The sequence below is a fragment of the Terriglobus sp. 2YAB30_2 genome, from assembly GCF_052114765.1.
GTDB lineage: Bacteria > Acidobacteriota > Terriglobia > Terriglobales > Acidobacteriaceae > Terriglobus.
On the sequence record NZ_JBFRFJ010000008.1, the window covers coordinates 23,498 to 50,125 of the forward strand.

The 26,628-nt window shown below is 59.4% G+C and carries 18 protein-coding genes; 10 read left to right on the top strand and 8 right to left on the bottom strand.

Translation table 11 applies throughout. The features are described 5' to 3' along the window. Window positions 1–70: 70 nt before the first annotated feature. Both AB4Y89_RS13185 and AB4Y89_RS13190 read left to right on the top strand, forming a co-directional pair. Window positions 71–1,240 carry a D-alanine--D-alanine ligase family protein gene (locus AB4Y89_RS13185; protein WP_442301395.1) on the top strand — a complete coding sequence of 390 codons (1,170 nt, stop codon included), beginning with the start codon at window positions 71–73 and terminating at the stop codon, window positions 1,238–1,240. Between the two features lie 260 nt (window positions 1,241–1,500). Next, entirely contained in the window at window positions 1,501–1,827 is a 327-nt protein-coding gene (locus AB4Y89_RS13190; RefSeq protein WP_442301396.1) for a cupin domain-containing protein, read from the top strand. Here the strand turns inward: AB4Y89_RS13190 and AB4Y89_RS13195 are convergent. Continuing rightward, the gene (locus AB4Y89_RS13195; RefSeq protein ID WP_442301397.1) at window positions 1,818–2,429 is read right to left on the bottom strand and encodes a TetR/AcrR family transcriptional regulator; all 612 of its coding nucleotides are present in this window, start codon (window positions 2,427–2,429) and stop codon (window positions 1,818–1,820) included. The genes AB4Y89_RS13190 and AB4Y89_RS13195 overlap by 10 nt on opposite strands. A gap of 579 nt (window positions 2,430–3,008) precedes the next feature. Next, window positions 3,009–5,108 carry an NAD-dependent DNA ligase LigA gene (ligA, locus tag AB4Y89_RS13200; RefSeq protein WP_442301398.1) on the bottom strand — a complete coding sequence of 700 codons (2,100 nt, stop codon included), beginning with the start codon at window positions 5,106–5,108 and terminating at the stop codon, window positions 3,009–3,011. 93 nt (window positions 5,109–5,201) lie between these two features. Here ligA and AB4Y89_RS13205 point away from each other — a divergent pair, with 93 nt between their 5' ends. Continuing rightward, window positions 5,202–5,948, top strand: coding sequence for a YIP1 family protein (locus AB4Y89_RS13205; RefSeq protein ID WP_442301399.1), 747 nt, complete (start codon window positions 5,202–5,204; stop codon window positions 5,946–5,948). A 195-nt stretch (window positions 5,949–6,143) separates the two neighbouring features. On the opposite strand, the gene fabF is transcribed toward AB4Y89_RS13205, so the two are convergent. The 3 genes from fabF to rmuC all read right to left on the bottom strand — a co-directional run bounded on the left by fabF (window position 6,144) and on the right by rmuC (window position 9,239). Further along, window positions 6,144–7,394: a beta-ketoacyl-ACP synthase II gene (fabF, locus tag AB4Y89_RS13210; protein ID WP_442301400.1), complete on the bottom strand. Its 1,251-nt coding sequence runs from the start codon at window positions 7,392–7,394 to the stop codon at window positions 6,144–6,146. 13 nt (window positions 7,395–7,407) lie between these two features. Continuing rightward, the gene (locus tag AB4Y89_RS13215) at window positions 7,408–7,647 is read right to left on the bottom strand and encodes an acyl carrier protein (RefSeq protein WP_147646572.1); all 240 of its coding nucleotides are present in this window, start codon (window positions 7,645–7,647) and stop codon (window positions 7,408–7,410) included. Between the two features lie 155 nt (window positions 7,648–7,802). After that, complete coding sequence (rmuC, locus tag AB4Y89_RS13220) at window positions 7,803–9,239, bottom strand: DNA recombination protein RmuC (RefSeq protein WP_442301401.1); 1,437 nt, start codon at window positions 9,237–9,239, stop codon at window positions 7,803–7,805. Window positions 9,240–9,407: 168 nt separating this feature from the next. Here rmuC and AB4Y89_RS13225 point away from each other — a divergent pair, with 168 nt between their 5' ends. Continuing rightward, entirely contained in the window at window positions 9,408–10,148 is a 741-nt protein-coding gene (locus AB4Y89_RS13225) for a zinc ribbon domain-containing protein (protein WP_442301402.1), read from the top strand. After that, window positions 10,141–10,689, top strand: a complete 549-nt coding sequence (locus tag AB4Y89_RS13230) for a DNA-3-methyladenine glycosylase I (RefSeq protein ID WP_442301403.1) — start codon at window positions 10,141–10,143, stop codon at window positions 10,687–10,689. The genes AB4Y89_RS13225 and AB4Y89_RS13230 overlap by 8 nt, the downstream gene beginning before the upstream one ends. A 215-nt stretch (window positions 10,690–10,904) precedes the next feature. On the opposite strand, the gene folP is transcribed toward AB4Y89_RS13230, so the two are convergent. Then, window positions 10,905–11,732, bottom strand: a complete 828-nt coding sequence (folP, locus tag AB4Y89_RS13235) for a dihydropteroate synthase (protein WP_442301404.1) — start codon at window positions 11,730–11,732, stop codon at window positions 10,905–10,907. 48 nt (window positions 11,733–11,780) lie between these two features. Here folP and dacB point away from each other — a divergent pair, with 48 nt between their 5' ends. Together dacB and AB4Y89_RS13245 are read left to right on the top strand one after the other, a co-directional pair. Continuing rightward, complete coding sequence (gene dacB / locus AB4Y89_RS13240) at window positions 11,781–13,358, top strand: D-alanyl-D-alanine carboxypeptidase/D-alanyl-D-alanine endopeptidase (RefSeq protein WP_442301405.1); 1,578 nt, start codon at window positions 11,781–11,783, stop codon at window positions 13,356–13,358. Window positions 13,359–13,484: 126 nt separating this feature from the next. Beyond that, on the top strand, window positions 13,485–15,146 hold the full coding sequence (locus AB4Y89_RS13245) for a M28 family peptidase (RefSeq protein WP_442301406.1): 1,662 nt from the start codon (window positions 13,485–13,487) through the stop codon (window positions 15,144–15,146). Window positions 15,147–15,340: 194 nt separating this feature from the next. Here AB4Y89_RS13245 and pheS read toward each other — a convergent pair whose 3' ends face one another. Both pheS and AB4Y89_RS13255 read right to left on the bottom strand, forming a co-directional pair. After that, complete coding sequence (gene pheS, locus AB4Y89_RS13250) at window positions 15,341–16,420, bottom strand: phenylalanine--tRNA ligase subunit alpha (protein WP_442301407.1); 1,080 nt, start codon at window positions 16,418–16,420, stop codon at window positions 15,341–15,343. A 132-nt stretch (window positions 16,421–16,552) separates the two neighbouring features. Further along, window positions 16,553–18,019 (bottom strand): UbiA family prenyltransferase, encoded by a 1,467-nt coding sequence (locus AB4Y89_RS13255; RefSeq protein ID WP_442301408.1) that lies wholly within the window; start codon window positions 18,017–18,019, stop codon window positions 16,553–16,555. Window positions 18,020–18,249: 230 nt separating this feature from the next. Between AB4Y89_RS13255 and AB4Y89_RS13260 the strand changes: the two genes are divergently transcribed. Genes AB4Y89_RS13260 through AB4Y89_RS13270 form a run of 3 tightly spaced genes read left to right on the top strand, consistent with a single transcriptional unit; the run spans window position 18,250 to window position 26,318 of the window. Then, the gene (locus tag AB4Y89_RS13260) at window positions 18,250–19,884 is read left to right on the top strand and encodes an efflux RND transporter periplasmic adaptor subunit (RefSeq protein WP_442301409.1); all 1,635 of its coding nucleotides are present in this window, start codon (window positions 18,250–18,252) and stop codon (window positions 19,882–19,884) included. Further along, complete coding sequence (locus tag AB4Y89_RS13265; protein WP_442301410.1) at window positions 19,881–23,003, top strand: multidrug efflux RND transporter permease subunit; 3,123 nt, start codon at window positions 19,881–19,883, stop codon at window positions 23,001–23,003. Before AB4Y89_RS13260 ends, AB4Y89_RS13265 begins: the two co-directional genes overlap by 4 nt. Window positions 23,004–23,015: 12 nt before the next feature. Beyond that, window positions 23,016–26,318 carry an efflux RND transporter permease subunit gene (locus AB4Y89_RS13270; protein ID WP_442301411.1) on the top strand — a complete coding sequence of 1,101 codons (3,303 nt, stop codon included), beginning with the start codon at window positions 23,016–23,018 and terminating at the stop codon, window positions 26,316–26,318. Window positions 26,319–26,628 lie beyond the last annotated feature (310 nt).

A 26,628-nucleotide genomic window follows, 5' to 3' on the forward strand; every position in this document is an offset into this window, starting at 1 on the left:
ATCTAACTTTCAACGTTTATCCTTTCGCGATACTTCCTTCGCCTGCCGTCAGGCCGTACCCTCATAAGTGATGAAAAAGAAGCTTCGCGTCGGCGTTTTGTTCGGCGGTCGCAGTGGTGAGCATGAGGTCTCGCTGCGTTCTGCCGCTTCCATCCTGAAGGCTCTGGACCCCAAGAAGTATGAGGTCGTGCCCATCGGTATCACCAAGCAGGGCCAGTGGCTCAATGGTGGAGGAGCCCAGGCGCTGCTGGAGGGTGAGGCGGCGGTGCAGGAGTCCGATGCCGGCGTCACCATCATTCCGCCGGCACCCAGGGTGAAGGCGGTGGAGAAGAAGGCAGGCAAGGGGCTCGCACCTGCGGCTGCAGCCGCCGCAGATGCGCATGGGCTTGATGTGATCTTCCCCGTCCTGCATGGCACCTTCGGTGAAGACGGAACCATCCAGGGCCTCTTTGAGCTGGCGGATATCGCTTACGTCGGCTCCGGTGTTCTGGGATCGTCGACCGGCATGGACAAGGACGCGATGAAGCGCATGTTCCTCGCCGAGGGCCTTCCCATCACGCCGCACGTGACGGTGCTGCGCGGCGAGTGGAGCTCCGATGCGAAGCGTGTCACTCGCAAGATCGAAAAGAAGCTGCAGTACCCGGTCTTTGTGAAGCCGGCGAACCTTGGCTCATCGGTCGGCATCAGCAAGGTGCACGATCGCGGTGAGCTGGCCGCAGCCATGGACCTCGCTGCTTCGTATGACCGCAAGATCGTCATCGAGGAAGGTGTCGGCGGAGCGGGTGTGAAGCCCCGCGAGCTTGAGGTCGCGGTCCTGGGTAATGACCTTCCTGAGGCTTCGGTCGTTGGCGAGATCGTTCCCGACCGTGAGTTCTATGACTACGAGTCGAAGTACGACTCCACCAGCACCTCTGAGCCGGTGATTCCGGCGAAGCTTACCAAGAGCGAAGCGAAGACGATCCGCGAGATGGCCATCGCTGCTTTTCGCGCCTGCGACTGCGCAGGCCTGGCGCGTGTGGACTTCCTGATGGAGCCTGCGGTCAACGCCAAGGGAAAAAAGATCAAGAACCCGAAGATAGTGTTGAACGAGATCAACACGATGCCGGGTTTCACCTCGATCAGCATGTATCCCAAGCTGTGGGAGGCGACCGGTCTTACTTATCCGCAACTGATCGATCGCCTGATCCAGCTCGCGCTGGAACGCGAGCGGGAGAAGAAGCAGACGAACTTCAGCCGATAGTGTTTGTAGTCGGCTTGACCACGAAGACTCCCGTTGCCCCATTCTTTCGCCAACGGCGAAAGGGTGGGGCAACGCGCCATGCGCGACCGCTCTTTTTATTCTCGGTAGAGAAGCAGATTTCTCCGTTCCCGTTGGTCACTACGAAATGACAAACAAAAAGCGGTTCGAGCTTTGCTCGAATACCCATGTCCCTAAGGGGACATGGGGCACCCGTTATGGGTTTCCCGCGAATATTGTGGTGCATCACGTATGCTGAAGCCATGAGCGATGTGGTGCACCGCAACAATGACCAGATGACCAACCCAGAACCCGGCCTGAAGCGCCAGGTGATGAGCTATACGCCGGAGATGATGCTCGTCCGGCACACCATGGAGCCTGGATGGGTCGGCGCGGCGCACTCGCATCCGCATCAGCAACTGGTCTTTGTCATCAGCGGACACATCGTGCTCACCACACCTGACGGCGATCACACGCTACATGCCGGCGACAGCATCATCGTGCCTGGGGATGCCGTGCATCAGGCTCGTGCGTTTGAAGCCAGTGAGGTATTGGACGTCTTCACGCCTTATCGCGAAGACTATGCCTGAGTGCGAAGGCCGATAGCAGGCAGCACCAGCGCAAGAAGGATCGCCGTGTCCTGTTCCGGTGTGCTGTCGGCTTCGCCGTAGAGGCGACGTTCATTCATGCCACGCAGCATATCCATGACAGCCCAGCCGATCGGCTCGAAGTCACGTGCAGGGATCTCACCCGCTTTGACACCCTCTTCGAAGATCCCTACCAACTCCCGCACAGTGGCCTGCAGCAGAGTGTGGGTCTGTTTCCTGTGGCTGCGTTCGCGGCCGAGTGTTACCAGCATGCGGTAGACATTGGGCTGCGTCTCCCAGAAGCTCATACGGATCTGCAGCAGGACGCGCAGCCGGTTCGCTGTTCCGATCACGTCGTCCAATGCCTCGCGGATGCGCTCGCGCTGTTCTTCGATCGCCTGCGACACTGCCGTCTCATAGATTTCTTCTTTGGAGGAGAAGTAGAGGTAGAGCGTCCCTTTGGCGACCTTGGCTTTCTCGGCCACATCGTCCATGCGGGTCTCCGCAAACCCCTTCTTGCCAAAGAGTTTCAGGGCGGCATCCAGGATCTCGGAACGGCGGAAGTCCGTTAAAACCTGGCGGCGGGATTTGGGTCTAACGGACACTCAAGCCAAGCTAACATAATGAATCCCGGCCGGGTTGCACCTCTCTAATGACTAGTCAGTCATTTTTATGACCAACCAGTCCGTATGTGCTGCTTGGTGTGTTGCCGCTGGTGTTGTTGTTGAAGCGGCCGCCGAAGCATATTGGCAAGGTGGAGCTGGATGCTCACTAAGGTTATCGATTGTACTGAGAGTATCGGCAGAGAAGCAGATCTCTCCGCTCCGCGCTCAAACATCAGTGATTTGCGGTCTTGTAGGCGTTGCGCGATTTTTGTTCGCGCAACGCGCGAATGCCTTGCTTAAGGGGACGGCTTCAGCCGTCCCGTATCGGCATCAGCAAAGAACGCGGCTTTAGCCGCTGAGGTCAGGCATTCAGGTCAAGTGCCCTCAGCGGCTAAAGCCGCAAATCTTTCAAGCACTGTTTCGGCACGGCTGAAGCCGTGCCCTTAAGCAGGACAATCGCGGGTAGCGCGATACGCGATTCTTCGCGGTGAAGCCGCGAAGAATCGATAGCAAACCAGATTTCCCCGCTTCGCTACGCTCATACTGACAACCTAAAACAAGACGGGTCGAGCTGGACGCTCATTGACCAAACATGGCGAGAAGGGCGGCTTCATCAATCACCTTCACACCGAGCTCGTTGGCCTTGTCCAGTTTCGACCCCGCCTCATCTCCTGCGACGACATAAGTTGTTTTCTTGCTGACCGAGCCTGAGACTTTTCCTCCGGCTGCTTCAATCATCGTCTTCGCATCCTCGCGCTTGAGTGTTGGCAGCGTGCCGGTGAGTACGAAGGTCATGCCTTCGAGTTGAGAGGTCTTCTGCCGCTTCTCCGCGGTGAAGCTGAAGCCAAGCTTATGCAACCGCTCTACGAGCTGCCGGTTCTTGTGGCCTGCGAAGAACTCATGGATGGCCTCCGCGACCTTGGGGCCGATCTCAGGCACGCGCTGCAGCTCTTCTTCCGTGGCATCCATCAATGCCTGCATCGCTTCATAGTCCTGTCCCCGCGAGGCAAACTCTTCGGCCAGCAGTTGTGCGGTGCGTTCGCCGACGTGACGAATTCCCAGACCCAGAAGAACGCGCCACAGGGGATTCTTCTTTGAGTGCTCAATCTCATCCAGAAGTGTCTGCGCCGACTTCTTACCGATGCGTTCCAGCGTGAGCAACTGATCCATCGTCAGCGTGTACAGATCAGCGACGGAATGGATCAGCGCCTTGCGAGCTACCGGTTCTGCAGCCTCTTCTTCGCCTTCAGAGGGAGCAATCTCTGCCTGACCAAGTAGCTGCGCGACAAGCGCATCTCCAAGGCCTTCGATATTCATCACGCCACGCGATGCGAAGTGCAGCAACTCTTCGCGCAGGCGTGCCGGGCAACTGGCATTGACGCAGCGCCAGTCCACCTCGCCTTCTTCGCGGATGACCGGCTCGCCGCAGACTGGGCAGTGCTTAGGAAACTCAATCTCTTCGGTTCCGCGGGGATGACTCTCGTCCACCTTCACGATCTTGGGAATCACATCGCCGCCACGTTCGACCTGCACCCAGTCGCCAATGCGCACGCCCAGTCGTTGGATCTCGTCGGCATTGTGCAGCGTTGCATTACTGACGGTGGTGCCGCCGATGAAGACAGGTGTCAGACGCGCGACCGGAGTCAGCTTGCCGGTACGTCCTACCTGGAAGCCGACGCCCTTCAACTGTGTCACTCCTGCGCGAGCCGCAAACTTATACGCGATGGCCCACCGTGGAGCCTTGCCGGTAAATCCCAGCCGCGCCTGCTGCGCGGTGGAGTTGACCTTTACGACGACACCATCGATCTCATAGCCAAGATCGTCACGCTGGGTCTCCGCCTTTTCAATGAACTTCAGAACGGTGTCGATGGTCTTCGCGGAGGAGCCATGCATGTTCACACGGAACCCTGCGGTCTTCAGAGCATCGAGCGTTTCCTGCTGGCCCGGCAGAAGTGTCTCGCCGTCGCGCAGCAGGAAGTAGGCATAGAAGTCGAGCCGCCGCTGGGCGACGATGTTTGGCTCCAGTGTGCGGATGGTGCCGGCGGCGGCATTGCGTGGGTTCGCCTTCACCGGCAGACCCGCGGCAGCAGCCTCTTCGTTCATCTTCTGGAAGGCGGCCTGCGGCATTACCACTTCGCCGCGGACTTCGAACTCCTGTGGCATGCCGGCCTTCTTCAGCTTCGCGGCAGAGACCGCAAGCGGTACGCTGCGAATGGTACGGACATTGGTGGTGACATCTTCACCCGTCGTGCCGTCGCCTCGTGTGAGGCCGCGCTGCAGTACAGAGGCTCCATTGGCGGAAGCTCCGTAATGCAGCGCCAGCGAGAGGCCATCGAGCTTCAGCTCGCAGACGAATTCGACTGTCTCGCCTGCAGGCAATGCGGCATGCACGCGGTCGGCCCAGGCGCGCAGCTCAGCCTCGTTGTAAGCGTTATCGAGCGAGAGCATGGGGCGCGAGTGCGCCACCTTGGCAAAGCCCTCTTTGGGACGGCCGCCGACGCGCTGTGTCGGAGAGTCAGGTGTAATCAACTCCGGATGTTCGGCTTCCAGTGCCTTCAACTGATTCATCAAAGTGTCGTACTCAGCGTCTTCGATTTCAGGGGAGTCTTCGACGTAGTACAGGTACTCGTGATGACGCAGGGTCTCACGCAGCGATTCGATTCGGGATTCAACACTCATGCCATTCGCATGATAGAACGGCCGCTTATCTAAATTCTTGCCCGCCGGAGGGAGGTTTCATCCTACAATCGCTTCGCACAGGGGGAAACGTTGATGACTGAAGCTGAAGTAACCTCCACGGAGCCAGGACTCTCGCAGATTCAGCGGGTGATCTACACTTTTACTGCTCCGTCAAAGACATTTACCGATGTTCTCAAGCACAGCCGCAACGTGCTGCTGCCTATTCTGCTGATCTTTATCGGTTCCTACATCTTCACTTTCAGTGCTGCGACCCGTGTCGGATATGACGCCTTGGCTGAAAGCGCCATCAAAGCCAATCCGAAGATGGAAGAACGGGTCCAGGGGATGACCGCCGAACAGGTGGCGACGGTTCAGAAGCAGCAAATGATCGGCATGAAGATCACCGTCTATTCCTTCCCGGTCGTGATGATCATCTTTGGTGCGTTATTTACGCTCTTCTTTTGGGGGACTGTGAACTTCGGCTTCGGAGGCGAAGCCACCTACGGCCGGCTCTTCGCCGTAATGATGTATGGCTCTCTGATCGCTGTTACGAAGTTCCTGCTGGCCGCACTCATGTTGTGGGTGACGGACCCGCCGGAGATCTTTACCTTTCAGGATCCCGTCGGTACCAACATTGGCTATTACCTTGATCGTCACAGCGGCCCGCTCTATGCATTGCTGACCTCGATCGACATCTTCGAGATCTGGGAGTACATCGTGCTCGGAATCGGCTGCGCCATCGTTGCAAAGCTGCCGATTCGTAAAGGGATCATCGCAGTCTTTATCTGGTGGGTGTTGATCGCGCTGATGAAGGTCGGTTTCGCTGCCGCATTCAGTTGAGTGCTCATCGTCAAATTGACCGAGAAACTGGGTGCCCCATTCACGTGTAGCGTGAGTGGGAATGATGTGGCTCAATATCCCACCCATTGCTTTGCAATGGATGGGGCACCCAGAGTATCGGCGCTCCCAAAGACCAGCCCCAAAAAGCGAAGCCGCGAGATTGCTCTCGCGGCTTTGCTTTTACTTTTATGAAAATTACTCAGACCACTTCTTGAAGACCAGCGAACCATTGGTTCCACCGAACCCGAAGGAGTTCGACAGGGCGTAGTCGATCTCCACGGACTGAGACTTCCCAGGAACGTAGTTCAGCTTGCACTCGGGATCTACGTTCTCGAGATTCATCGTCGGCGGAGCGATGCTCTTCTGCATCGCCATGATCGTGATACCCGCCTCCAGGCCGCCGGCGCCGCCCAGAAGGTGGCCCGTCATCGACTTGGTGGAGCTGACCAGCAGCTTGTGGCTCAGCGCGTGTTCGCCGAAGAGGTTCTCGATACCCTTGGACTCCAGGGCATCCCCCAGCGGCGTGCTGGTGGCGTGTGCGTTCAGGTAGGCAACCTGCTCTGGCTTGATGCCTGCCCACTTCAGTGCATTCGCCATGGCACGGTAGCAGCCTTCGCCCTCGGGAGCCATACCGGTCATGTGGTAGGCATCCGAGCTCATGCCGTAGCCGATGATCTCGGCCAGGATGGTGGCTCCGCGCTTCTTCGCAGACTCCAGCTCTTCCAGAACCAGGATGCCCGCACCTTCGCCCACCACAAAGCCGTCGCGGTCCTTGTCCCAGGGGCGGCAGGCGTGTGTCGGGTCGTCGTTGCGGGTGGAGAGCGCCTTCATCGCGGCAAAGCCACCCACGCCCATAGGCGTGATGGCAGCTTCGGCTCCGCCGGCGATCATCGCGTCGGCATCGCCTCGTTCGATGATGCGGTACGCGTCACCGATGGCGTGCGCGCTGGTGGTGCAGGCCGTGGCTGTGGCTTCGTTCGGTCCCTTGGCTCCAAAACGGATGGAGACATGGCCCGCCGCCAGATTCACGATGGAAGCCGGAATGAAGAAGGGCGAGATCTTGCGCGGACCGCCCTGCATCAGGTTGGTGTGCTCACGTTCGATGACATCAAAACCGCCGATGCCCGAGCCGATATGCACGCCCACCATCTCGGCGTTTTCGGGGGTAACCTTCAACCCACTCTGTTGCATCGCCTCGTCTGCGGCGGCGATGGCAAAGTGGATGAAGCGGCCCATCTTGCGGGCCTCTTTTTTATCGATGAACTTGTACGGATCGAAATTCTTGACCTCGGCGGCAAAGCGGACGGGGTGGCCTTCCAGAGGAAATGCCGTAATCTCCGCCATACCGCTCTTGCCGGCCATCAGTCCGTCCCAAACCTCTGCGGCCGTGTTACCGACACCGCAGATCAGGCCCAGGCCTGTTACAACGACGCGACGCTTTTCCACGTGATTCCTTTGGTTACTTCTTCGAGTGCGACTCGATGTACTCGATCGCGTCCTTTACAGTCTTGATCTTCTCAGCGTCCTCATCCGGAATCTGGATGTCGAAGGCTTCCTCAAACTGCATGACCAGCTCGACGACGTCCAGGGAGTCGGCGCCCAGGTCTTCCTGGAAGCTTGCACCGGGGGTCACCTCGGCCTCGTCCACCTGAAGCTGCTCCACAATGATTGATTTCACCTTTTCTGAAACATCTGCCATGAGTTGAGTCTCCTGTCTCTTTCCCTCTATGAATCTTGGTACTGCACAAAACCTGATGCGTCTGCGACCGTACGCGGCCAATTTCCGCGAAATCTTAGGATACGAAACGCCCTGTTGAGTGTAAAACAACCGCGTGCAAAGGAAAACGAACCGGGTTAAAACGGTTCCTCTTCCGATGCGGCCAGCAGGGGGGTAATGTTCCCCAGTTCCGGAAATGGAATCCCGTCAAGGTCGCCCAGGTTGCCTTCATCCATCTCTACGTCCCGCAGGGTCCGGTTGATGGCCCGGGTGCGGATATTCAGGCTTTCGATGGTGTTCTGCACCGTGCTGACCTGCTTTTCCATCTTCGACATCAGGTCGCCAAACTTACTGAATTCATTGCGCGTCTTCGAGAGCACCTTCCAGACGTCGTCGCCCTTTTCCTGGATGGCGAGCATGCGAAAGCCCATCTGGAAGCTAGTCAGAATGGCTGATAATGTGCTCGGACCGGCGATGGTGACGTTGCACCTGGACTGGATCTCAGCCTGCAGGCCGTCGCGGCGCATCACCTCGGCGTAGAGGCCCTCCGTCGGCAGAAACATGATGGCGTGCGGCGTGGTCACCGGCGGCTGGATGTACTTGTCGCAGATCCGTTTGCCTTCGGTCCGGATGGCGGCCTCAAAGGCGCGACCGGCGGTGTGAACTTCTTCCGGATTGCCGCGCTCGTAGGCCGCTTCCAGGCGCTCCCAGTCCTCACGCGGGAACTTGGCGTCGATCGGCAGCAGCGTCTCGCCCTGGGGGCTGGGGAAGCGGACGGCGTACTCCACGACTTCCAGGCTGTTTGCCTTGACTCGGGCATTTTGCAGGTACTGGCTCGGGGCAAGCATCTGCTCCAGCAGCATACCGAGCTGGACTTCGGCGAAGCCGCCGCGTGACTTCACGTTGGTGAAGATCCGGCTCAGGTCGTCCACGCCTTCGGAGAGCTTGGACATTTCACCCAGCCCGGCGTGCACCTTGGTTAACTGATCCGTTACCTGCCCGAAGCTTTCGGTCAGGCGGGTCTGCAGCGTGGCATGCAGCTTCTCATCGACCGTCTGCCGCATCTCTTCGAGTTTGGCGGCGTTGTCGCGGTTCAGCTTGTCCAGGTGCTGGGTATTGCTTGTGCTCAGGTCGTTCAGCTTGGAGTTCAGGCTCTCGCGCAGGGTGGTGGCCTGCTGGTGCTGTGCCTCGGCGAACTGGCCAAGCCGGTTCTGCAGGAAGTCCATCTGCAGGTTCATCGCCTTCTGCAGGTCCACGGAGGAGCTCTTGTTGTCGGCGCGGAAGCTGTCCAGGCCGCCGGTCAGAACGGTGCTGAGCTTGGAGATGCTGGCTGTTACCTCGGTCCGCAGCTCGCTGGCGGCCTTGGCATTGGCCTCCAGGGTGCGTAAGGTCGCTTCCTGGGCCTCTCGCCGGGCATCGCTGAAGCCGTTACGCAGAGCGGCCTCCAGGGCGTCGGTCTTCGTCTCCAGCCGGAGCATCTGCTCGGGATCGACAGCGGGACCCTGCTTGCGCAGCAGCAGCACGAGTACCAGTAACAACGTCAAGCCTTCCAGCGCGGCCAGAGCAATCAGCATTTCGTTTTTCCTTCGCCCTCAGGCTACCATTATTTTGCGGTAAATCCTGATGAGGAAAGCTGAATCCTGATGAGGAAATCAGGGGCAGAAACCCGGAAATTAACCCCGCTCGCGGTACATTAAGCAGGCGAAGCAACAACCACTTACAGCGCAACGGAGCCCCCGCCGATGGCGATGATCGAGTTCGTCCGCAATTATTCCGACCATTCAACCGACCGTGGTTACCAGTTCGAATTCCGCTGCGACCACTGCAGCTCCGGCTATATGTCGAGCTACAAGCCGTCTGCTCTGGGGGCCGCCGGCTCGATTCTGGAGGCAGCCAGCAGTATCTTCGGAGGCTTTTTGGGCGGAGCCCGCGACTCGGCGTACGACATTCAGCGGGCGATCGGGGGCAAGGCGCACGACTCGGCGCTGCAGGAAGCGGTTGCCGAGGTAAAGCAGAAGTTCTCCCGCTGCCAGCGTTGCGGCAAGTGGGTTTGCAACGAGATCTGCTGGAATACCCGGGCGCAGCAATGCGCCGGCTGCACCCCAAAGTACGAGCAGGAGATCATCTCGCAGCGCACCCATGCCCAGTTGCGCGCCTCGCAGCAGCAATTGGAGGACAAGGCCGCGACGACCGACTATGTCTCCGGCATCGACGTACGCCCGGATGTGCAGGTGGAGTTCAATCACGGCAATGCGGAGATTGAAGGCCACGATGTTCGGCAACTGCCTGCCTCCGCCAATCCGGCCGATCCGGCAAAGGCTGCAGCAGCGGCTGCTTGCGCTGCCTGCAATGCTCCGTTGACCGGCGGAAAGTTCTGCGGTGAGTGCGGCGCTCCGGTTGCCCGCGTTTGTCCGTCCTGTGGTGTGAGCGCATCGCCGACTGCGAAATTCTGTAATGACTGTGGAACGAAGCTCAATGGCTGAAAAAGTACGTTGTGGGTGGGCCGGGTCCGACCCGTTGATGCAGGAGTATCACGATAGAGAGTGGGGCCGTCCGGAGCGCGACAGCCGCGCCATGTGGGAGTGCCTGATGCTGGAAGGCTTTCAGGCGGGTCTCTCCTGGCAGACCATTCTTCGCCGTCGCGAAGGCTTCCGTCGTGCCTTCAAGAACTTCGATCCGGTGAAGGTGGCGAAGTTCACGGAGAAGGATATCGAGCGCCTGATGCAGGATGAGGGCATTATCCGCGCTCGCGCCAAGATTGTGGCCACTATCGAAGGCGCGAAGATTTTCCTTGCGATGGAAAAGAGCGGAGAGGATTTCGGAAAGTACTACTGGAAGCTCGCCGGAGGAAAGCCAACGGTCAATCGTACTGGTCGTGTTCCCGCGCAGACACCAGCCTCTGAGTTGATCTCAAAGGACCTTCGCAAGCGGGGATTCAAGTTTGTCGGGCCTGTGATCGTGTATGCCTGGATGCAGGCCATCGGCATGGTCGACGACCACGCTGCACACTGCTTTCGGGCCTAGACGAATCCTGTGTGAGGCAAGAAGCGGGTGCCCCAGGTCCCTAGGGGACCTGGGTATTCGCGCTACGCGCGAACCGTTTTTCTCCGGTGCTTCACCGTATCTTGAGGTCTGGAAAGTAAAGGCCGGGCCCAGGTCCCCTTAGGGACACCACCCCAACGAACAAGTTCGTCGGGGACCCCGGACCTGGGGCACCCAGAGCATGGGTGGCTTGGTTCTTATAGGCACATCAGAATGGCGTCTGCGATGCGTGCTCCCTGCACCGCCGCTTTGACGTTATGTGCACGAATCACATGTGCTCCGGCAAGAATCGCCGCAGTATGCATCGCTACTGTCGCAAACTCCCGATCCCGTACGTCACCATCGAGAAAACCCTTCCTCGACGCGCCGGCCATGATTGGCAGGCTGAGTTCTTTCAGGCTTCCCAGTCCTGCCATCAGCGTGAAGTTCTCTTCTCCGCGCTTGCCGAAGCCGAAGCCGGGATCGACGATCAGGCGATCCCGTGCAATGCCACTCTCTTCGATGCGCTGCTTCAGTTCACGAACAACGGTTGGCACGATCTCCGTCATCGGTGGCAGCGTCGCCCATTCCGACGGTTTGCCGCGGGTATGCATCAGAACGGCGCCGCAGCCCAACGCGCGGCAGGTCGCTGCCATCTCCGGATCCCACAGCAGGCCGGAGACATCGTTCACAATCTCCGCTCCGGCTTCGATGGCCAACCGCGCGGTCGAAGCGCGATAGGTATCCACGCTCACGATTGCTCCTGCCTTAGTCAATGCCTCGATCACTGGGAGAACGCGGCTCTGTTCCTCTTCCCTGCTGACCTCGCCCGCACCACCTGGACGTGTCGATTCACCGCCAAGATCGAGGATGTCCGCGCCCTCGTTCAGCAGTCGCAACCCATGCGCCAGGGGATCGTAGTGGCCTCCATCACTGAAGGAGTCGGGTGTGGCGTTCACGATCCCCATCACCAGCGTGCGCTCTCCGAGTGACAGTTGGCGTGAGCGCAGTTGCCAGAGAAAACGATCTCTTCGTGCAAAGCCCATCGATGCCGATGCTACACTCCGCCCATGCGATTGAGTGGAACGAAGACCTTGCGGCAGCTTTGTGCTGTCGTGACACTGGCTGCTATCAGCCTGCCAGGGTTTGCTGCAGACAAGAAAGCATCGCGCAAACCAACGCTGGCGCAGCAGGTCACTGTCATCCTTGCAGATCCGGCAGTCAGTCGCGCGCATTGGGGTGTCTATGTCTCCACTCTCGATGGCAAGCCAGTCTATGGCCTGAACGACGGGCAGTATTTTGTTCCCGCTTCGAACAACAAGGTCTTCACGACAGCCACCGCTCTCGCATTGCTTGGTCCGCAGAAAACCTTTACGACGTGCATTACCGCAGAAGGAATCTATGCGACGCCCGCGGCGCTGGCGGGTAACCTGGTGCTGGTCGGTGGCGGTGATCCGAATCTCTCCGGCCGTAGCTTCCCGTATCTCTCGCCCTCCCAGCGCCCCAAGCCTGCTCCGCCGGCAGCCGATCCTCTGCAGTACCTGGCGCAGATGGCCGACCAGGTGGCGGCGAGCGGGTTGAAGGTGATCAACGGCGATATCGTCGGCGATGACACCCTCTTTCCCTGGGATCCGTATCCGGAGGACTGGGCGATCGATGACACCGTCGGCGATGACGGCTCGCCGGTCAGCGCTCTGACCATCAACGACAACCGTATCGATGTCACCATCACGCCTGCGACTGATCCTGGCAAGCCGGCGACGGCAAGCTTTCTTCCTGCGGTGCCGTATTACTCCCTGGAACTGCACATCATCACTGGGGCTCCCGGCTCTGCGACACGGATCTCCTCGGAGCGCGATCTTGGTTCCAGGACAGTACGTCTGAGTGGAACAATCGCGTCTGACGCAAAACCCTATATCGAGTCGCTGGCGATCCACGATCCCGCGGAGTTCGCCGCGCTTGCTCTGAAGCAGCTTCTCGAAGCTCGCGGTATCGAGGTGACGGGTAAAGCTGTTGCGCGTCATCGCTTGCCGGTCTCTCCTGCTCCGAAGAATTTCCTTGCTGCTTCGCATGAGCCGCTGGCGCTCGGCGCGGCAAAGCCCGATGCAGAGCCGGCCGGTAAGGTTCTGGCGATCCACGCCTCGGTGCCGTTGATCGATGCTTTGCTGTGGACCAACAAGATCTCGCAGAACCTGCATGCCGAGCTCTTCCTGCATCATCTTGGCGTGGCCTATGGCAATGAAGGCTCAACGGTTGAGGGCGCGCGCGTCATCCGGAGCTTCGTGACGACGCGCGCCGGTGTCGATCCGGATGACTTCGTCCTCTTCGACGGCAGTGGGCTCTCCGGCCACGATCTCATTACGCCACGGGCGCTCGGCAAATTGCTGAGCTACGCGGCCACGCAGTCGTGGTTTGCTGATTGGAAGAGGACACTGCCGATCGGAGGAGAAGATGGAACCCTGGCTGCCCGCTTCCCCAATGCGCCGATGAAGGATCATCTCTATGCCAAGACGGGAACCTTGTCCGAGGCGCGTGCCCTATCGGGATATGTCGATACAGCCGGCGGGAAGACGCTGATCTTCTCAGTGATGGTCAGCACACACTATCCGCGCACCAATGCTGATCGGGATGCCATGGATAAGATCGTCACGGCGATTGCCGCAGCGAACTAGATCCTGGTTTCATGCGCTCCTCAGCCAATCCCCTTACTTCGTTGTGTCGAAGATGGCATTGCCCGCTGGTACCAGCCTCTGGTGCATTTGTATAAACTCGAATTCTCACGGAGAAACCTCTGCCCCATGAAGCAAGCGCTCGCCCTCTCTCTCCTTGCCGGAACGTTGGCTGCCCAAACCGCAACCACCAAGCCATTGCCTCCTACTGTCGAAGCAGCGGAGAACACTGTCTCGGCTGACTCGATTCGTGGCTTCGATCAGTTTCTTGCTGATGACCTGTTAGAGGGCCGTTATCCCGGTCAGCGTGGCGGCGAGCTGGCCGCGAAGTTTATCGCGACACAGTTCGCCAGCTATGGTCTGCGTCCCGGCGGCGACAACGGCACCTATTTCCAGCAGGTGGACTTCACCAGTGTTAAGTCCGACCCGGCGAAGACAACCTTTACGCTTGTGCCAAAATCCGGCGCGCCAATGCCGCTGCGTTTTGCGGAGGACTTTGTCGTCTTCAACTCGAAGCTTGAGCCGGAGGCGGCGATCGATGCACCGATCGTCTGGGTGGGGTATGGCGTCACCGCGCCTGAGTACAAGTGGGACGACTATAAGGGCGTGGACGTAAAGGGGAAGGTGATTCTCTGCATCGTCAACGATCCTCCGTCCGATGACCCGAAGTTCTTCGGCGGCAAGGGCATGACCTACTACGGCCGCTGGACCTACAAGTTTGAGCATGCCGCGGAGATGGGCGCCGTTGGAGCGTTGATCATTCATCGCACCGATCTGGCGAGCTATGGATGGGACGTCGTCCGCAACTCCAATACTTCCGAGAAGACCTTCCTGACGCAGGACAAAGACCCCAAGCTTTCGGCGGCGTCGTGGATCCAGCTCGATATTGCAAAGAAGCTTTTTGAGTCAGCCGGCACAACGCTGGATGCCGAGTTCTCCGCCGCGGCCAAGCCCGGCTTCCAGGCGCGTGAGCTGCCGGTCTCGCTGAAGGCGACGGTTGTGAGCTCCGTCCGTCACTTCCAGTCGCCGAATGTGATCGGTATCTATCCCGGGGTGCTGCGCACGGCTCAGGATCAAGCGGTGGTCTACTCGGCGCATTACGACCATCTGGGTGTAAAGGCTGACGCAAAACCCGGTGAGGACGCTATCTTTAATGGCGCTGCGGATAACGGCACGGGGACGGCCATGCTGCTGGAGATCGCGCGTGCGGTTACGTCCTCGAAGGTGCTGCCGCCGCACTCCATGGTCTTCGCGGCAGTTACGGCGGAGGAGCAGGGGCTTCTGGGATCGCTCTATCTGGCCCAGCATCCTCCTGTCCCACTTGGGCAGATCAACCTGAATCTGAACTTTGACGAGATTCTGCCGCTGGGGATGGGCTCAGAGCTTCATGCGGGCGGTGTGCAGCGCACCAGCTTTTATCCCACGATGGAGGCGGCCGGAAAGAAGTTCGGATATACGATCCCGGCACCTCGGCCTGATGTGAGCGGAGGCTACTACCGCTCCGATCACTTCTCCTTCGCGCATGCAGGTGTCCCGGCCTTTTCGCTCGGCCAGGGCGGGACCTACAAGGGGCATGACAAGGATTGGGGACGCAAGCAAGCTGAGCTTTTCAATCAGAACGACTATCACAACGTGAGTGACAACTTCCGTCCTGAGTGGGACTTCAGCGGGTTGGCGAATCTGTGCCGGCTGGGGATTGAGCTGGGGTATGTGTCGTTGACGCAGCCGCCGATTACGTGGAATCCGGGAGATGAGTTTGAGGCGGCGCGGAAGCAAAGCTTGAGCAAATGAATGATTGAAGAATTGAATGATTGAATAAGGTTCGAGCTGGCGCTCGAACGTGGGGGCACCCCAGCGCATGGGCCTGTCAAAAGCAGGTCCTTCGCTTTGCTCAGGATGACAAGCAAAGTTCGAACGGAAGAAGAAAGCCCCAGGGTCTCCGGGGCCTTCTGATTTATTCAATCATTCCTTCATTCAATTTGTTTCTACGCGAACTGCTCCAAAAAGCGCATGTCGCCGGAGTAGAACTGGCCGATGTCGCCTACGCCGTAGAGCATCATGGCGATGCGCTCTACGCCCATGCCGAAGGCGAAGCCTGAGAGCTTCTTCGCGTCGTAGTTGACGAAGCCGAAGACGGCTGGGTCGACCATGCCGCAGCCCAGCAGTTCGATCCAGCCGGAGTACTTGCATTTGCGGCAGCCCTTCTGGCCGCAGAACGGGCAGCTGATCTGCACGTCGGCGCTGGGCTCTGTGAATGGGAAGAACGAGGGGAAGAAGCGTGTCTTCACGTCCGAACCGAAGAGCGCCTTCATCGCGTGGTCCAGCGTTCCCTTCAGGTCGCTGAAGGTGATGTTGGTATCGACACAGAGTCCTTCGACCTGATGGAAGACCGGCGAGTGGGTGGCATCGGCGGCATCGTTGCGGTGCACCTTGCCGGGGATCACGATGCGGAGGGGCGGCGGCTGCTTCTCCATGGTGCGAATTTGCACCGGAGAGGTGTGTGTGCGCATGAGCAGGCGCTCGCGCAGCGGCTTGCCTTCCTGCCCGGCGATCACCAGAGTGTCCTGGGTATCGCGAGCGGGATGGTTCGGAGGGAAGTTCAGGCTTTCGAAGTTGTAGAAGTCGGTCTCGACCTCCGGGCCGGTGCCGACGGAGTAGCCCATTGCCTTGAAGACGCCGACGACCTGCTGCATGGTCTTGACCAGCGGATGCTCCACACCGATGCGAGGGGAGATGCCGGGCAAAGAGATATCGAGGGATGCCGCTTTCTTATCACTGCCGACGGCAGAGCCACCTTCAAGAGCGGCCTCGATCTCCTGCTTCAACTGGTTGAAGCGCATGCCCAGGGCCTTCTTTGCCTCGACGGGAGCGGTCTTCAGCCATGCATCGCTGACCAGCTTCAGCCGGCCCTGTTTGCGTCCCAGCCACTCCAGGCGGAAGTTCTCCACGGCTTCGGGAGAGGCAAGGGTGGCCGCTTCGCGGCGCACCTCATCCAGCAGGCCGGTGAAGGCCTGGTCCAGGGCAGCTTCGCTGTAGTCGTTCAGTTGCGGAATCAAATCACTCATACGCCGTGTATCAGGATAAATGGCTCCGTTGGGGCGAATGGAAGAATTGAATGATTCAGGTTCCCGCATCATCACGACCGGTGTTGCTGCTGGAGACACCGGTCACGATGATGCGCACTTCAGCCAGCATGACTAGAGGGGAATGATTGCCGAGAGGACGACGATCAGCATCATGGCACCAAGGATCAGACTGCGCCTGTCTTCCAGGGCGTAGACCACGGGATCTTCGTCCAGATCGCCGCGTGAGGCCACCATCCAAAGCCTGCTGACCCACAGGATGATGATCGGGATCAGCAGCCACAGGCGGGTGATGTGCGGATACAGGTTCTGCGCGGTCAGTGAGTTGAGATAGAGCGCCAGAACGACGACGGCCGCGTATCCGCTGGCCGCGCCGAAGGTACGCAACTGCTCCAGATCGCTGACCCGGTAACCGCGTCCGGCGGCGTTGTCTTTTTCGCGGGCGCGCAGGTTCTCCAGTTCTGCAAATCGCTTGGCGAAGGCCAGCGAGAGGAAGAAGAAGATGCTGAAGGCGCCCAGCCAGGTGGTGACCGTAATCCCCGTCGACACCGAGCCAACGACGATGCGTACGGTGTAAAGCATAGAAAGGACGATGACATCCACCAGCATCATGCGCTTCAGCCGGAAGCTGTAGCTGAGCGTCATGGCGGCGTAGATCGCCAGCCACAGAAGGAACTTATGGGGTTGCTGCAACCAGGTGTAGCTCGGAACCGCATGGAAGAGATAGGGAAGCGCAACCGCCAGAAGGACCGAGACTGCCAGGAAGCTGGCAATGATGGCGAAACCGGCCCCTACGCTCAGGTCGGCTGCGGCAAACGGGCGCAGACGTTTGCGCGGGTGCCTGCGGTCGACTTCTAAGTCCAATAGATCGTTGATGATGTAGGTTGCCGATGCGCAGAAGCTAAAGCTCAGAAAGGCGACGGTGGCGCCGACAACGGTATTCCAGCGGATCTGGTGCGCCAGCAGCAGTGGCAGGAAGATCAGGACGTTCTTGGCCCACTGGTGAATACGGATGGCCTTGAGGAAGGCCTTCAGCGCTGGTTTCTTGTCCTCGAATACCCGCACCGGGACGGTGCCGGAGCGCTTCATGGCGACTTTCAAGCGTCCGTGCGGGTTGGCGACCATCGGCGTCTCGCATGCGGCCAGAAGCCTGGCGTCGGGCAGAGCGTTGCCGATGTAGCAGAAGCCCCCAGGGAACATTTCCTGAAAAGCTGTGAGTTTATTTTTTCCGGCCAGATTGATCTTACCGTCGCTGGCCAAAACGCCATCAAAGATACCCAAGTGGCTGGCCACACGGTCAGCGAGAGCTTTCTCGGCGGCCGTAGCCAGATAAATCTTCCGTCCGCGGGCTTTTTCTTCGCGCAGGTACTGCAGGAGCACGTGATTGTAGGGCAGATGCGCGGCATCGAGCATTACGACTGAGGTGACATTTCGTTTGAAGGCGGCTTTGCCCTGGCGCAGCCAGCCGAAGGCCTTCAGAATGCTGCCCGGCGAATGCCGCAGCATGACCATCAGAGCGTCGTGCAGGGTATCGCTTTTTACGAGCGTTCCGTCCAGATCTACACAAAGTGGTACGTCCACTCGCTGGGTTGGAGCGTCTATCGTTTGAAGTTCTACTGGCAAGATCACCGCCTTAGGCTATGGCTCGATTATAAATTCGCGTCAGTTTTGAGAAACCTTCTGCGGGGGTCGTCCGTATTTTGAAGTACGCTTGCACTAGCCCCCAGGACAATTTCCTAGCTCTGTCCGGGGAGATTACCACCCTAACGTTTCAAAGACATCTACATCATCTGGAATAGATTTTAAAGGTCATGACGACTCTACAGAAGCCCGAGCACGAATCGACGCCGGCGCGGCCCGCGCCCGGACACCATGATGCACCGCCTGCGCAAGAGGGGCCCAAAAAGGGCAGCGTCCTCCGCAAGATCATCATCGTCCTGCTGATTGCCGCCTTCGTGGGCTTCTGTGTCTGGAAGATCGTGGATAACCGCAAGAATGCGGCGACGCAGGGGGCCGGTCCCGGAGGACCTGGCGGCGGTCGTGGAGGCTTTGGCGGACCTGTTGCTGTGGCGGCTGCTCGAGTACAGCAGCGCACCATGCCGATCTATTACACGGCACTGGGAACGGTTACCGCCTATAACACGGTGACCATCCGCTCGCGTGTCGATGGTCAGTTGCTGCGGGTGAATGTGACGGAAGGCCAGCAGGTGAAGCAGGGCCAACCGCTGATGCTGATCGACCCTGCTCCGTATGAAGCTGCGCTGGCTGTGGCCGAGGGCAACCTGGCGCGTGACCAGGCGACGGCAACGAATGCCCGTCAGCAGGCAACGCGGTATGACCAGTTGTATGCCGCCGGCGTTGTAAGCCGTGAGCAGGCACAGGCGCAGGAGGCTGCCGCCGGACAGGCCGATGGAGCTGTCAAGGCTGACCAGGCCCAGATCCAGACCGCGAAGGTCAACCTGAGCTATACCCGGATCAACTCGCCGATCAACGGCGTTGTGGGCTTGCGCCAGGTAGATCCCGGCAATATCGTCTCGTCTGCTTCGACTACCGGGCTGATTGTCATCACCCAGATGCACCCGATCAGCGTGATCTTCACGCTACCCGAAGATCAGTTGCCGGAGGTGCTGAAGCGCACCCGTTCCGGGCAGAAGCTGCAGGTGGAAGCCTACGACCGTTCCAACACGACTCTGTTGTCCAAGGGCGCGCTGCTGACCACGGACAACCAGATCGACACCACCACCGGAACGGCCAAGTTGAAGGCTGTCTTCGATAACAACGACAGCGCCCTGTTCCCGAACCAGTTCGTGAATATCCGCCTGGTGCTTGAGAACCGCCCGAATGCGATCGTCATTCCTACGGCAGCCGTACAGAGCGGAACGCAGGGCACCTTTGTGTACGCTGTCAAGAAGGGAAATCCTCCGGCGAATGCTGATGCACCGGCTGGCCCAGGTGGCGCAGGCCAGGCTGGAGGCCAGCGTCAGGGAGCCGGCGGCGGCCGTCGTAGCCAGGGCCAAGGCAGCGGACAGAGTCAGGGTGCGCAAGGTCAAGGTGCGCCGGGCCAAGGTGCGCAGGGCCAGGGCGGACAAGGTCAGGGAGCGCAGCAGGACCCGCACTACGTCGAGATTCGCCCGATCAAGATTGAGGCGACCGAGGGAACGCTGGATATCATCTCCAGTGGCCTCGAGCCGGACGAGATGGTCGTGACGGACGGTGCTGAGCGCTTGCGCAATAACGCGCGCGTCACGGTGCGTCCGGCGAATCCGATGACAGGCGGCGCCATCATGGGCGACGGCCAGGGTAGCGGCGGACGTCGCGGCCAGGGCGGAGCCACCGGGGCCGGAGCTCCCGGTTCTACCGCACCGGGAGGCAATAACTCCGGGCAGGGCCGTGGTGACAGTAGCCGTCCTCGCGGCCAGCGTCCTCAGGGAGGACAACAACCATGAGTCCGTCAAGGCCGTTTATCCTCCGGCCAGTGGCCACCTCGCTGTTGATGGTGGCCATTCTTCTTGCCGGAGCGGTTGCCTATCTGCAGTTGCCGGTGTCGGCGCTGCCCCAGGTGGACTACCCCACGATCCAGACGTTGACCTTCTATCCGGGAGCGAGTCCGGAGGTGATGACGCAGTCCGTCACCGGGCCTCTGGAGCGCCAGTTCGGCCAGATCCCCGGGCTGACGCAGATGACGTCTATCTCCTCGGGAGGCGGATCGGTCATCACGCTGCAGTTCAATCTGAATGAGTCGATCGACATCGCTCAGCAGGACGTTCAGGCTGCCATCAACGCAGCAGGCTCCTACCTGCCCAAAGACCTTCCCAATCCTCCGATCTACTCCAAGGTCAATCCGGCGGATGCGCCGATTCTGACCCTCGCGCTCAGCTCCAGCTCGCTTCCGCTGTCGAAGGTGGAAGATCTGGCTGACACGATCATGGCGCAGAAGATCTCGCAGCTTTCGGGCGTCGGTCTTGTAAGCATCGCGGGCGGTCAGAAGCCGGCGGTCCGTATCCAGGCCAATCCAACGGCACTGGCCAGTTATGGTCTCTCGCTGGAAGATATCCGCACGGCGCTGGCCTCGGCGAACGTCGATCAGCCCAAAGGCGGCATCTCGGGAGCGCGTCAGGCCTTTACCATCGGCGCCAACGACCAGCTCACTACGGCGGTTGACTACAGCAACGTGATCGTTGCCTATCGCAACGGCTCCCCGGTCCGGCTGTCGGATATCGCAAATGCAGTGGACTCGGCAGAGAACCTGTACCAGGCGGCGTGGTGGAATGAAGACCCCGCGGTCATCGTCAACATCCAGCGCCAGCCGGGCGCGAACATCATCTCGGTTGTGGACTCCGTAAAGGCGCTGTTGCCGCGTCTGCGCGAGACACTGCCGAACACGATTCGCATCGACGTGCTTACAGACCGGACGAATACCATCCGTGCTTCGGTCAAGGATGTACAGTTCGAGCTGATGCTGACCATTGGGCTGGTTGTCCTGGTCATCTTCCTCTTCCTGCGGTCGTGGCGCGCCACCATCATTCCGTCGGTGGCGGTACCGCTGTCGATTGTGGGCACCTTCGGCGTGATGTACCTGTTGGGCTACTCGCTCAACAATCTTTCGCTGATGGCCCTGACCATCTCCACGGGATTCGTGGTGGATGACGCCATCGTGATGGTGGAGAACATCGATCGCTATCTGGAGATGGGCGATTCGCCGCTGGATGCGGCGTTAAAGGGCTCAGAACAGATCGGCTTCACCATCGTGTCGTTGACCATCTCGCTGATCGCCGTACTGATCCCGCTGCTCTTTATGGGCGACATTGTCGGCCGGCTGTTCCGTGAGTTCGCGGTCACGCTCGCGGTTACGATCCTGGTTTCGGCAGTCATCTCTCTGACGCTGACGCCGATGATGGCAGCGAAACTGCTGAAGCACCTTCCGGAGTCGGAGAAGGGCTGGTTCTATCGCAAGAGTGAAGAGTTCTTCAACTACGTTATCGACAAGTATGCCGTGGGCGTGCGTTGGGTGCTTCGTCACCAGACCCTGACGCTGTTGGTGACGGTTGGCACCTTTGTCACCACCGTGCTGCTGTATATGTACATTCCAAAGGGCTTCTTCCCGGTGCAGGACACCGGCGTGATTCTGGGTATTACGCAGGGTCAGGAAGACACCAGCTTTACTGCTATGGCCGCGAAGCAGAAGGCGCTGGCATCGGTGGTGCTGAAAAACCCGAACGTGGAGAACGTCTCCTCTTTTATCGGAATCGATGGCACCAATATGACCATCAATTCCGGCCGTATCCAAATCACGCTGAAAGATCGCGAAGAGCGCAGCAGGAGCGCCAGCGAGATCATCCAGGACCTGGAGCCGGAGCTGGACAAGGTCGAAGGCATCAAGACCTACCTGCAGCCTTCGCAGGACCTCACGGTGGAGGATCGCGTCAGCGCGCTGCAGTATCAGTTGTCGGTCGAAGACGCGGACCCGATCGAGCTGCAGAGCTGGGTGAATCAGATCATGGACAAGATGCGCACCCTGCCTGAAGTCACGGCAGTTACCAGCGATCAGCATCCCAACGGACTTGGCGCGCACCTGGTGATCGATCGCGACACGGCATCGCGTCTTGGCGTTACGCCGCAGAATATCGATGACACGCTGGACGATGCCTTTGGCCAGCGGCAGATCTCAACCATCTATACGCAGATCAATCAGTACCACGTGGTGCTGGAGGCGGGACCCAGGTTCCAGCGGACTCCGGACTCGCTCGACCATATTTATGTGAAGAGCTCGAATGGAACGCAGGTGCCGTTGTCGACCTTCACGCATTTCGAGCAGACGAAGACAGCGCTCTCCATCAATCACCAGAGCCAGTTCCCATCGGCGACAATCTCCTTCAATATCCGGCCTGACAAGAGCATCGGTGATGCCGTGGATGCGATCTCGAAGTCGCTGAAGGAGATGAACATCCCTCTTAGCGTGAACACCGAGTTTCAGGGAACGGCGCGCAGCTTCCAGGCTTCGCTCGCGAATGAGCCGATCCTGATTCTGGCCGCACTGATCGTGGTGTATATCGTCCTGGGTGTGCTGTATGAAAGCTATATCCACCCGATCACGATTCTCTCGACGCTGCCTTCGGCGGGTGTGGGCGCCATTCTGGCATTGATCATTGTTCGTGATTCTCTGAACGTGATTGCCTTGATCGGCATCATCCTGCTGATCGGCATTGTGAAGAAGAACGCCATCATGATGATCGACTTCGCTCTGGAGGCCGAGCGTGAGCACGGCAAAACTCCGGAGGAGTCGATCTATCAGGCATGCCTGCTGCGCTTCCGTCCTATCATGATGACGACGATGGCGGCGCTGCTCGGCGGCGTTCCGCTGGCCATGGGGACGGGTACGGGTTCCGAACTGCGGCGGCCGCTGGGAATCACGATCATCGGCGGTCTGATCGTCTCGCAGGTGCTCACGCTTTACACCACGCCGGTGGTCTATCTGTTCTTTGACCGTATCGGACGCAAGTACTTCAAGACGGAGGACGCCGATCGCAGGCTGCGCGACCACGAGCATGCGGTTTCGGCGGACTGAGGTACTTCTCCTATGCATATTTCAGCACCCTTCATCAAACGGCCGGTAGCCACCTTCCTGCTTTCGATCGCTGTTCTTATGGCGGGAGCAGTGGCGTATACGTTTCTGCCGGTGGCTGCTCTGCCTCAGGTCGAGTTTCCGACGATCTCAGTCAATGCCAGCATCCCCGGGTCTGACCCGGAGACGACTGCTTCGGCGATTACGACTCCACTGGAGCGTCAGTTCTCGCGCATCGCCGGTATTACGCAGATGACCTCTGTCTCCGGTACGGGAACGTCGAGCATCATTCTGCAGTTTGATCTTTCTCGCGACATCAACGGAGCTGCACGCGATGTACAGGCAGCCATCAATGCAGCCCGCGCCCAGCTCCCGGCAAATCTTCCGCAGAACCCCAGCTATCGCAAGATCAATCCGGCAGACGCGCCTATTGTGATGCTGGCGCTGACGTCGGAATCGATGACGCCGGCGCAGCTCTATGACGTCGCCGACTCGATTCTTTCGCAGAAGATTGCTCAGGTGGAGGGCGTCGGCCAGGTCTTTGCGGGCGGCTCAGCGAAGCCCGCTGTCCGCGTTGAGGCTAATCCCCGCCAGCTTGCGGCCTACGGTATCGGCCTGGAAGCGCTGCGCACGGCGATCAGTCAGATCAATGTGCTGCAGCCCACGGGCTATCTGCAGGATGACAAGAACCGCTGGGCGGTTTCGACCTCGGATCAGCTTTTCGGCGCCGCAGCGTATGCTCCGCTGATCATTGCAACCGACCGCGGCAATGTATCCAGCGCGACGGCCTCGACTGGTCTGCCCTCGTCCGTGGCCGCGGTCAGTTCGACGACCAGCACAACCACCAATACGGCAAACGGCCCGGCGAACAACGCCAACCGCACGCCGGTGGCGGCATCGAACCAGTCCAGCAGTGCTGCTGCGAACGCGCACGGCATCGTGCGTATCAAGGATGTTGCGACGGTCTACGACGGGATTGAGAACATCCAGACCGGCGGATTTATCGATGGCAAGCCCGCTATTCTGATGCAGGTCTTCAAGTCGCCGGGAGCAAACGTCATTGAGACGGTGGACCGTGTTCTGGCGCTACTGCCCACGCTACGGGCGACCATTCCACCGGCGGTCACACTGGATGTGGCGCTGGACCGCACCACGACGATCCGCGCCTCGGTCAACGATATTACTCGTACGCTGATGCTGACGATCGGTCTGGTTGTGCTGGTCGTCTTCTTCTTCCTGCGTGAGGTGCGATCGACACTGATTCCCTCAGTGTCGGTGCCGCTCTCGCTGATGGGCACCTTCGGCGTGATGTATCTGCTGGGCTATTCGCTCGACAACCTCTCATTGATGGCGCTTACGATCTCGACCGGGTTTGTGGTGGACGATGCCATCGTGGTGATCGAGAACATCTCGCGTCACCTGGAGGAGGGCATGCAGCCGTTCGAGGCTGCAATGCTGGGGTCGGAAGAGATTGGCTTTACGGTGCTCTCCATGAGCATCTCGCTGATCGCGGTGTTTATCCCCATTCTTCTGATGGGCGGTATTGTCGGACGCCTCTTCCGGGAGTTTGCGGTGACGCTCTCAGTGGCCATCATGATGTCGTTGGTGGTGTCGTTGACGACAACACCGATGCTCTCCGCGAAGTTTCTGAAGGCTCATGATCAGCAGAAACACGGCCGCTTCTATCTGTGGGGCGAAAAGTTCTTCAACTGGATGCTGAAGGAGTACGATCGCGGCCTGCGCTGGGTGATCCGGCACTGGATCCTTACGTTCCTGATTACGGTCGGTACCTTCATCCTGAACATCTATCTGTTCACGCTGGTGCCGAAGGGCTTTTTCCCGCAGCAGGACACAGGCCGTATCGGCGGCCAGATTCGCGGTCAGCAGGATACTTCGTTCGAATCGATGCGTCAGAAGATGATCTCGCTCGCGGCGATCGTGCGTCAGGATCGCGCCGTAGACCACGTCATGTCCTTTGTCGGTGGAGGCGGTCCCGGCGGCGGCGCTACGAACACGGCCAATCTCTTCATGGCACTGAGGCCCTATGACGAGCGCATCAAGAATGGCGATACCGCCGATGCCGTCATCAACCGCCTGCGTCCGCGACTGCAGGGCACGCCGGGAGCACAGCTCTTTCTGCAGTCGCAGCAGGAGTTGAACATCGGTGGGCGACAGTCTGCCGCGCAGTTCCAGTACACGGTCACGGCCGATACTGTAGCCGAACTGAAAGAGTGGGGCCCCAAGCTGCAGCAGGCGATGGCGGTTATCCCGGAGCTTCGTGACATCAACACCGATCAGCAGGACAACGGTCTGCGTTACCAACTGGTGATCGATCGCGATAGCGCATCGCGCCTTGGAATTACGCCGTTGATGATCGATTCGACGCTGTCGGACGCCTTCGGTCAGCGCCAGGTCTCCACGACGTATCGCACCCTGAATCAGTACCACGTGGTGATGGAAGTTGCGCCGGAGTTTCAGACCGACGTCGATTCTCTGCGCCACATCTTCGTGAAGAGCACGAACGGAACCCAGGTGCCGCTCTCAGCCTTCTCTCACTTTGAGATGGCCCGCGTTCCGCTGCAGGTGAATCACCAGTCGCAGCGTCCGGCGTCGACCATCTCCTTCAACCTGGCACCGGGCGTTTCGCTCTCCGATGCTACGAATGCCATCGAGCGGGTGAAGAATCAGATCGGCCTTCCATCGACGGTGGTCGGCGGCTTCCAGGGCTCAGCGCAGGCCTTCCAGTCGTCGCTCTCTTCGGAGCCGATCCTTATCCTGCTTGCCATGATCACGGTCTACATCGTGCTGGGCATGCTGTATGAGAGCTTTATCCATCCTCTGACGATTCTTTCGACGCTGCCCTCAGCGGGTGTGGGCGCGCTGCTGGCGCTACTCATTACCAACCTGGAGCTTTCGGTTATTGCTATGATCGGCATGGTGCTGCTGATCGGCATCGTGAAGAAGAACGSCATCMTGATGATCGACTTTGCGATTGCCGCCGAGCGCGAACACGGCAAGGACTCCGAAGGCGCCATCTATGAGGCGTGCCTGCTGCGATTCCGGCCTATCATGATGACGACCTTCGCGGCACTGCTTGGAGGTCTGCCACTGGCACTGGGGACGGGGACGGGTTCTGAGCTGCGCAAGCCGCTGGGCGTTACCATCGTGGGTGGTCTGCTGGTCTCGCAGTGCCTGACACTGTTTACGACTCCGGCGGTGTATCTCTTCTTCGACAAGCTGCAGAAGCGTCTTGCAAAGTTCTTCCCGAAGAAAGCCGCGGCTCCGGCGCATGTGCCGCATCCGGCTCCCGGTGATTGAGAAAGGCAGTTGCTAGTTGCCAGTTGCCAGTTGCCAGTTGCCAGTTGCCAGTTGCCAGTTGCCAGTTGCCAGTTGCCAGTTGCCAGTTGCCAGTTGCCAGTTGCCAGTTGCCAGTTGCCAGTTGGACTGGCCGGGACATCTCGGGTTGCCTGGGTTGGGAGAAGGCCTGGGTAGAGAAGCAGATTTCTCCGCTACGCTGCGAAATGACAAAAAGGAAGAGATCTGGGTGTTTCTGAATTTGTCGACACACCCTGCAGCGGGTCCTCTTAGTCTGTACCTGTCTACCCGTTTCGCCCTTAGTGTTGCTTGA

Coding starts and splice junctions, on each gene's coding strand:
- AB4Y89_RS13205 (WP_442301399.1), top strand. CDS start 5,202: ATGACTGAAGCTGAAGTAACCTCCACGGAGCCAGGACTCTCGCAGATT.
- AB4Y89_RS13225 (WP_442301402.1), top strand. CDS start 9,408: ATGGCGATGATCGAGTTCGTCCGCAATTATTCCGACCATTCAACCGAC.
- AB4Y89_RS13265 (WP_442301410.1), top strand. CDS start 19,881: ATGAGTCCGTCAAGGCCGTTTATCCTCCGGCCAGTGGCCACCTCGCTG.
- ligA (WP_442301398.1), bottom strand. CDS start 5,108: ATGAGTGTTGAATCCCGAATCGAATCGCTGCGTGAGACCCTGCGTCAT.
- rmuC (WP_442301401.1), bottom strand. CDS start 9,239: ATGCTGATTGCTCTGGCCGCGCTGGAAGGCTTGACGTTGTTACTGGTA.
- AB4Y89_RS13215 (WP_147646572.1), bottom strand. CDS start 7,647: ATGGCAGATGTTTCAGAAAAGGTGAAATCAATCATTGTGGAGCAGCTT.
- AB4Y89_RS13190 (WP_442301396.1), top strand. CDS start 1,501: ATGAGCGATGTGGTGCACCGCAACAATGACCAGATGACCAACCCAGAA.
- AB4Y89_RS13245 (WP_442301406.1), top strand. CDS start 13,485: ATGAAGCAAGCGCTCGCCCTCTCTCTCCTTGCCGGAACGTTGGCTGCC.
- AB4Y89_RS13230 (WP_442301403.1), top strand. CDS start 10,141: ATGGCTGAAAAAGTACGTTGTGGGTGGGCCGGGTCCGACCCGTTGATG.
- AB4Y89_RS13260 (WP_442301409.1), top strand. CDS start 18,250: ATGACGACTCTACAGAAGCCCGAGCACGAATCGACGCCGGCGCGGCCC.
- AB4Y89_RS13185 (WP_442301395.1), top strand. CDS start 71: ATGAAAAAGAAGCTTCGCGTCGGCGTTTTGTTCGGCGGTCGCAGTGGT.
- pheS (WP_442301407.1), bottom strand. CDS start 16,420: ATGAGTGATTTGATTCCGCAACTGAACGACTACAGCGAAGCTGCCCTG.
- folP (WP_442301404.1), bottom strand. CDS start 11,732: ATGGGCTTTGCACGAAGAGATCGTTTTCTCTGGCAACTGCGCTCACGC.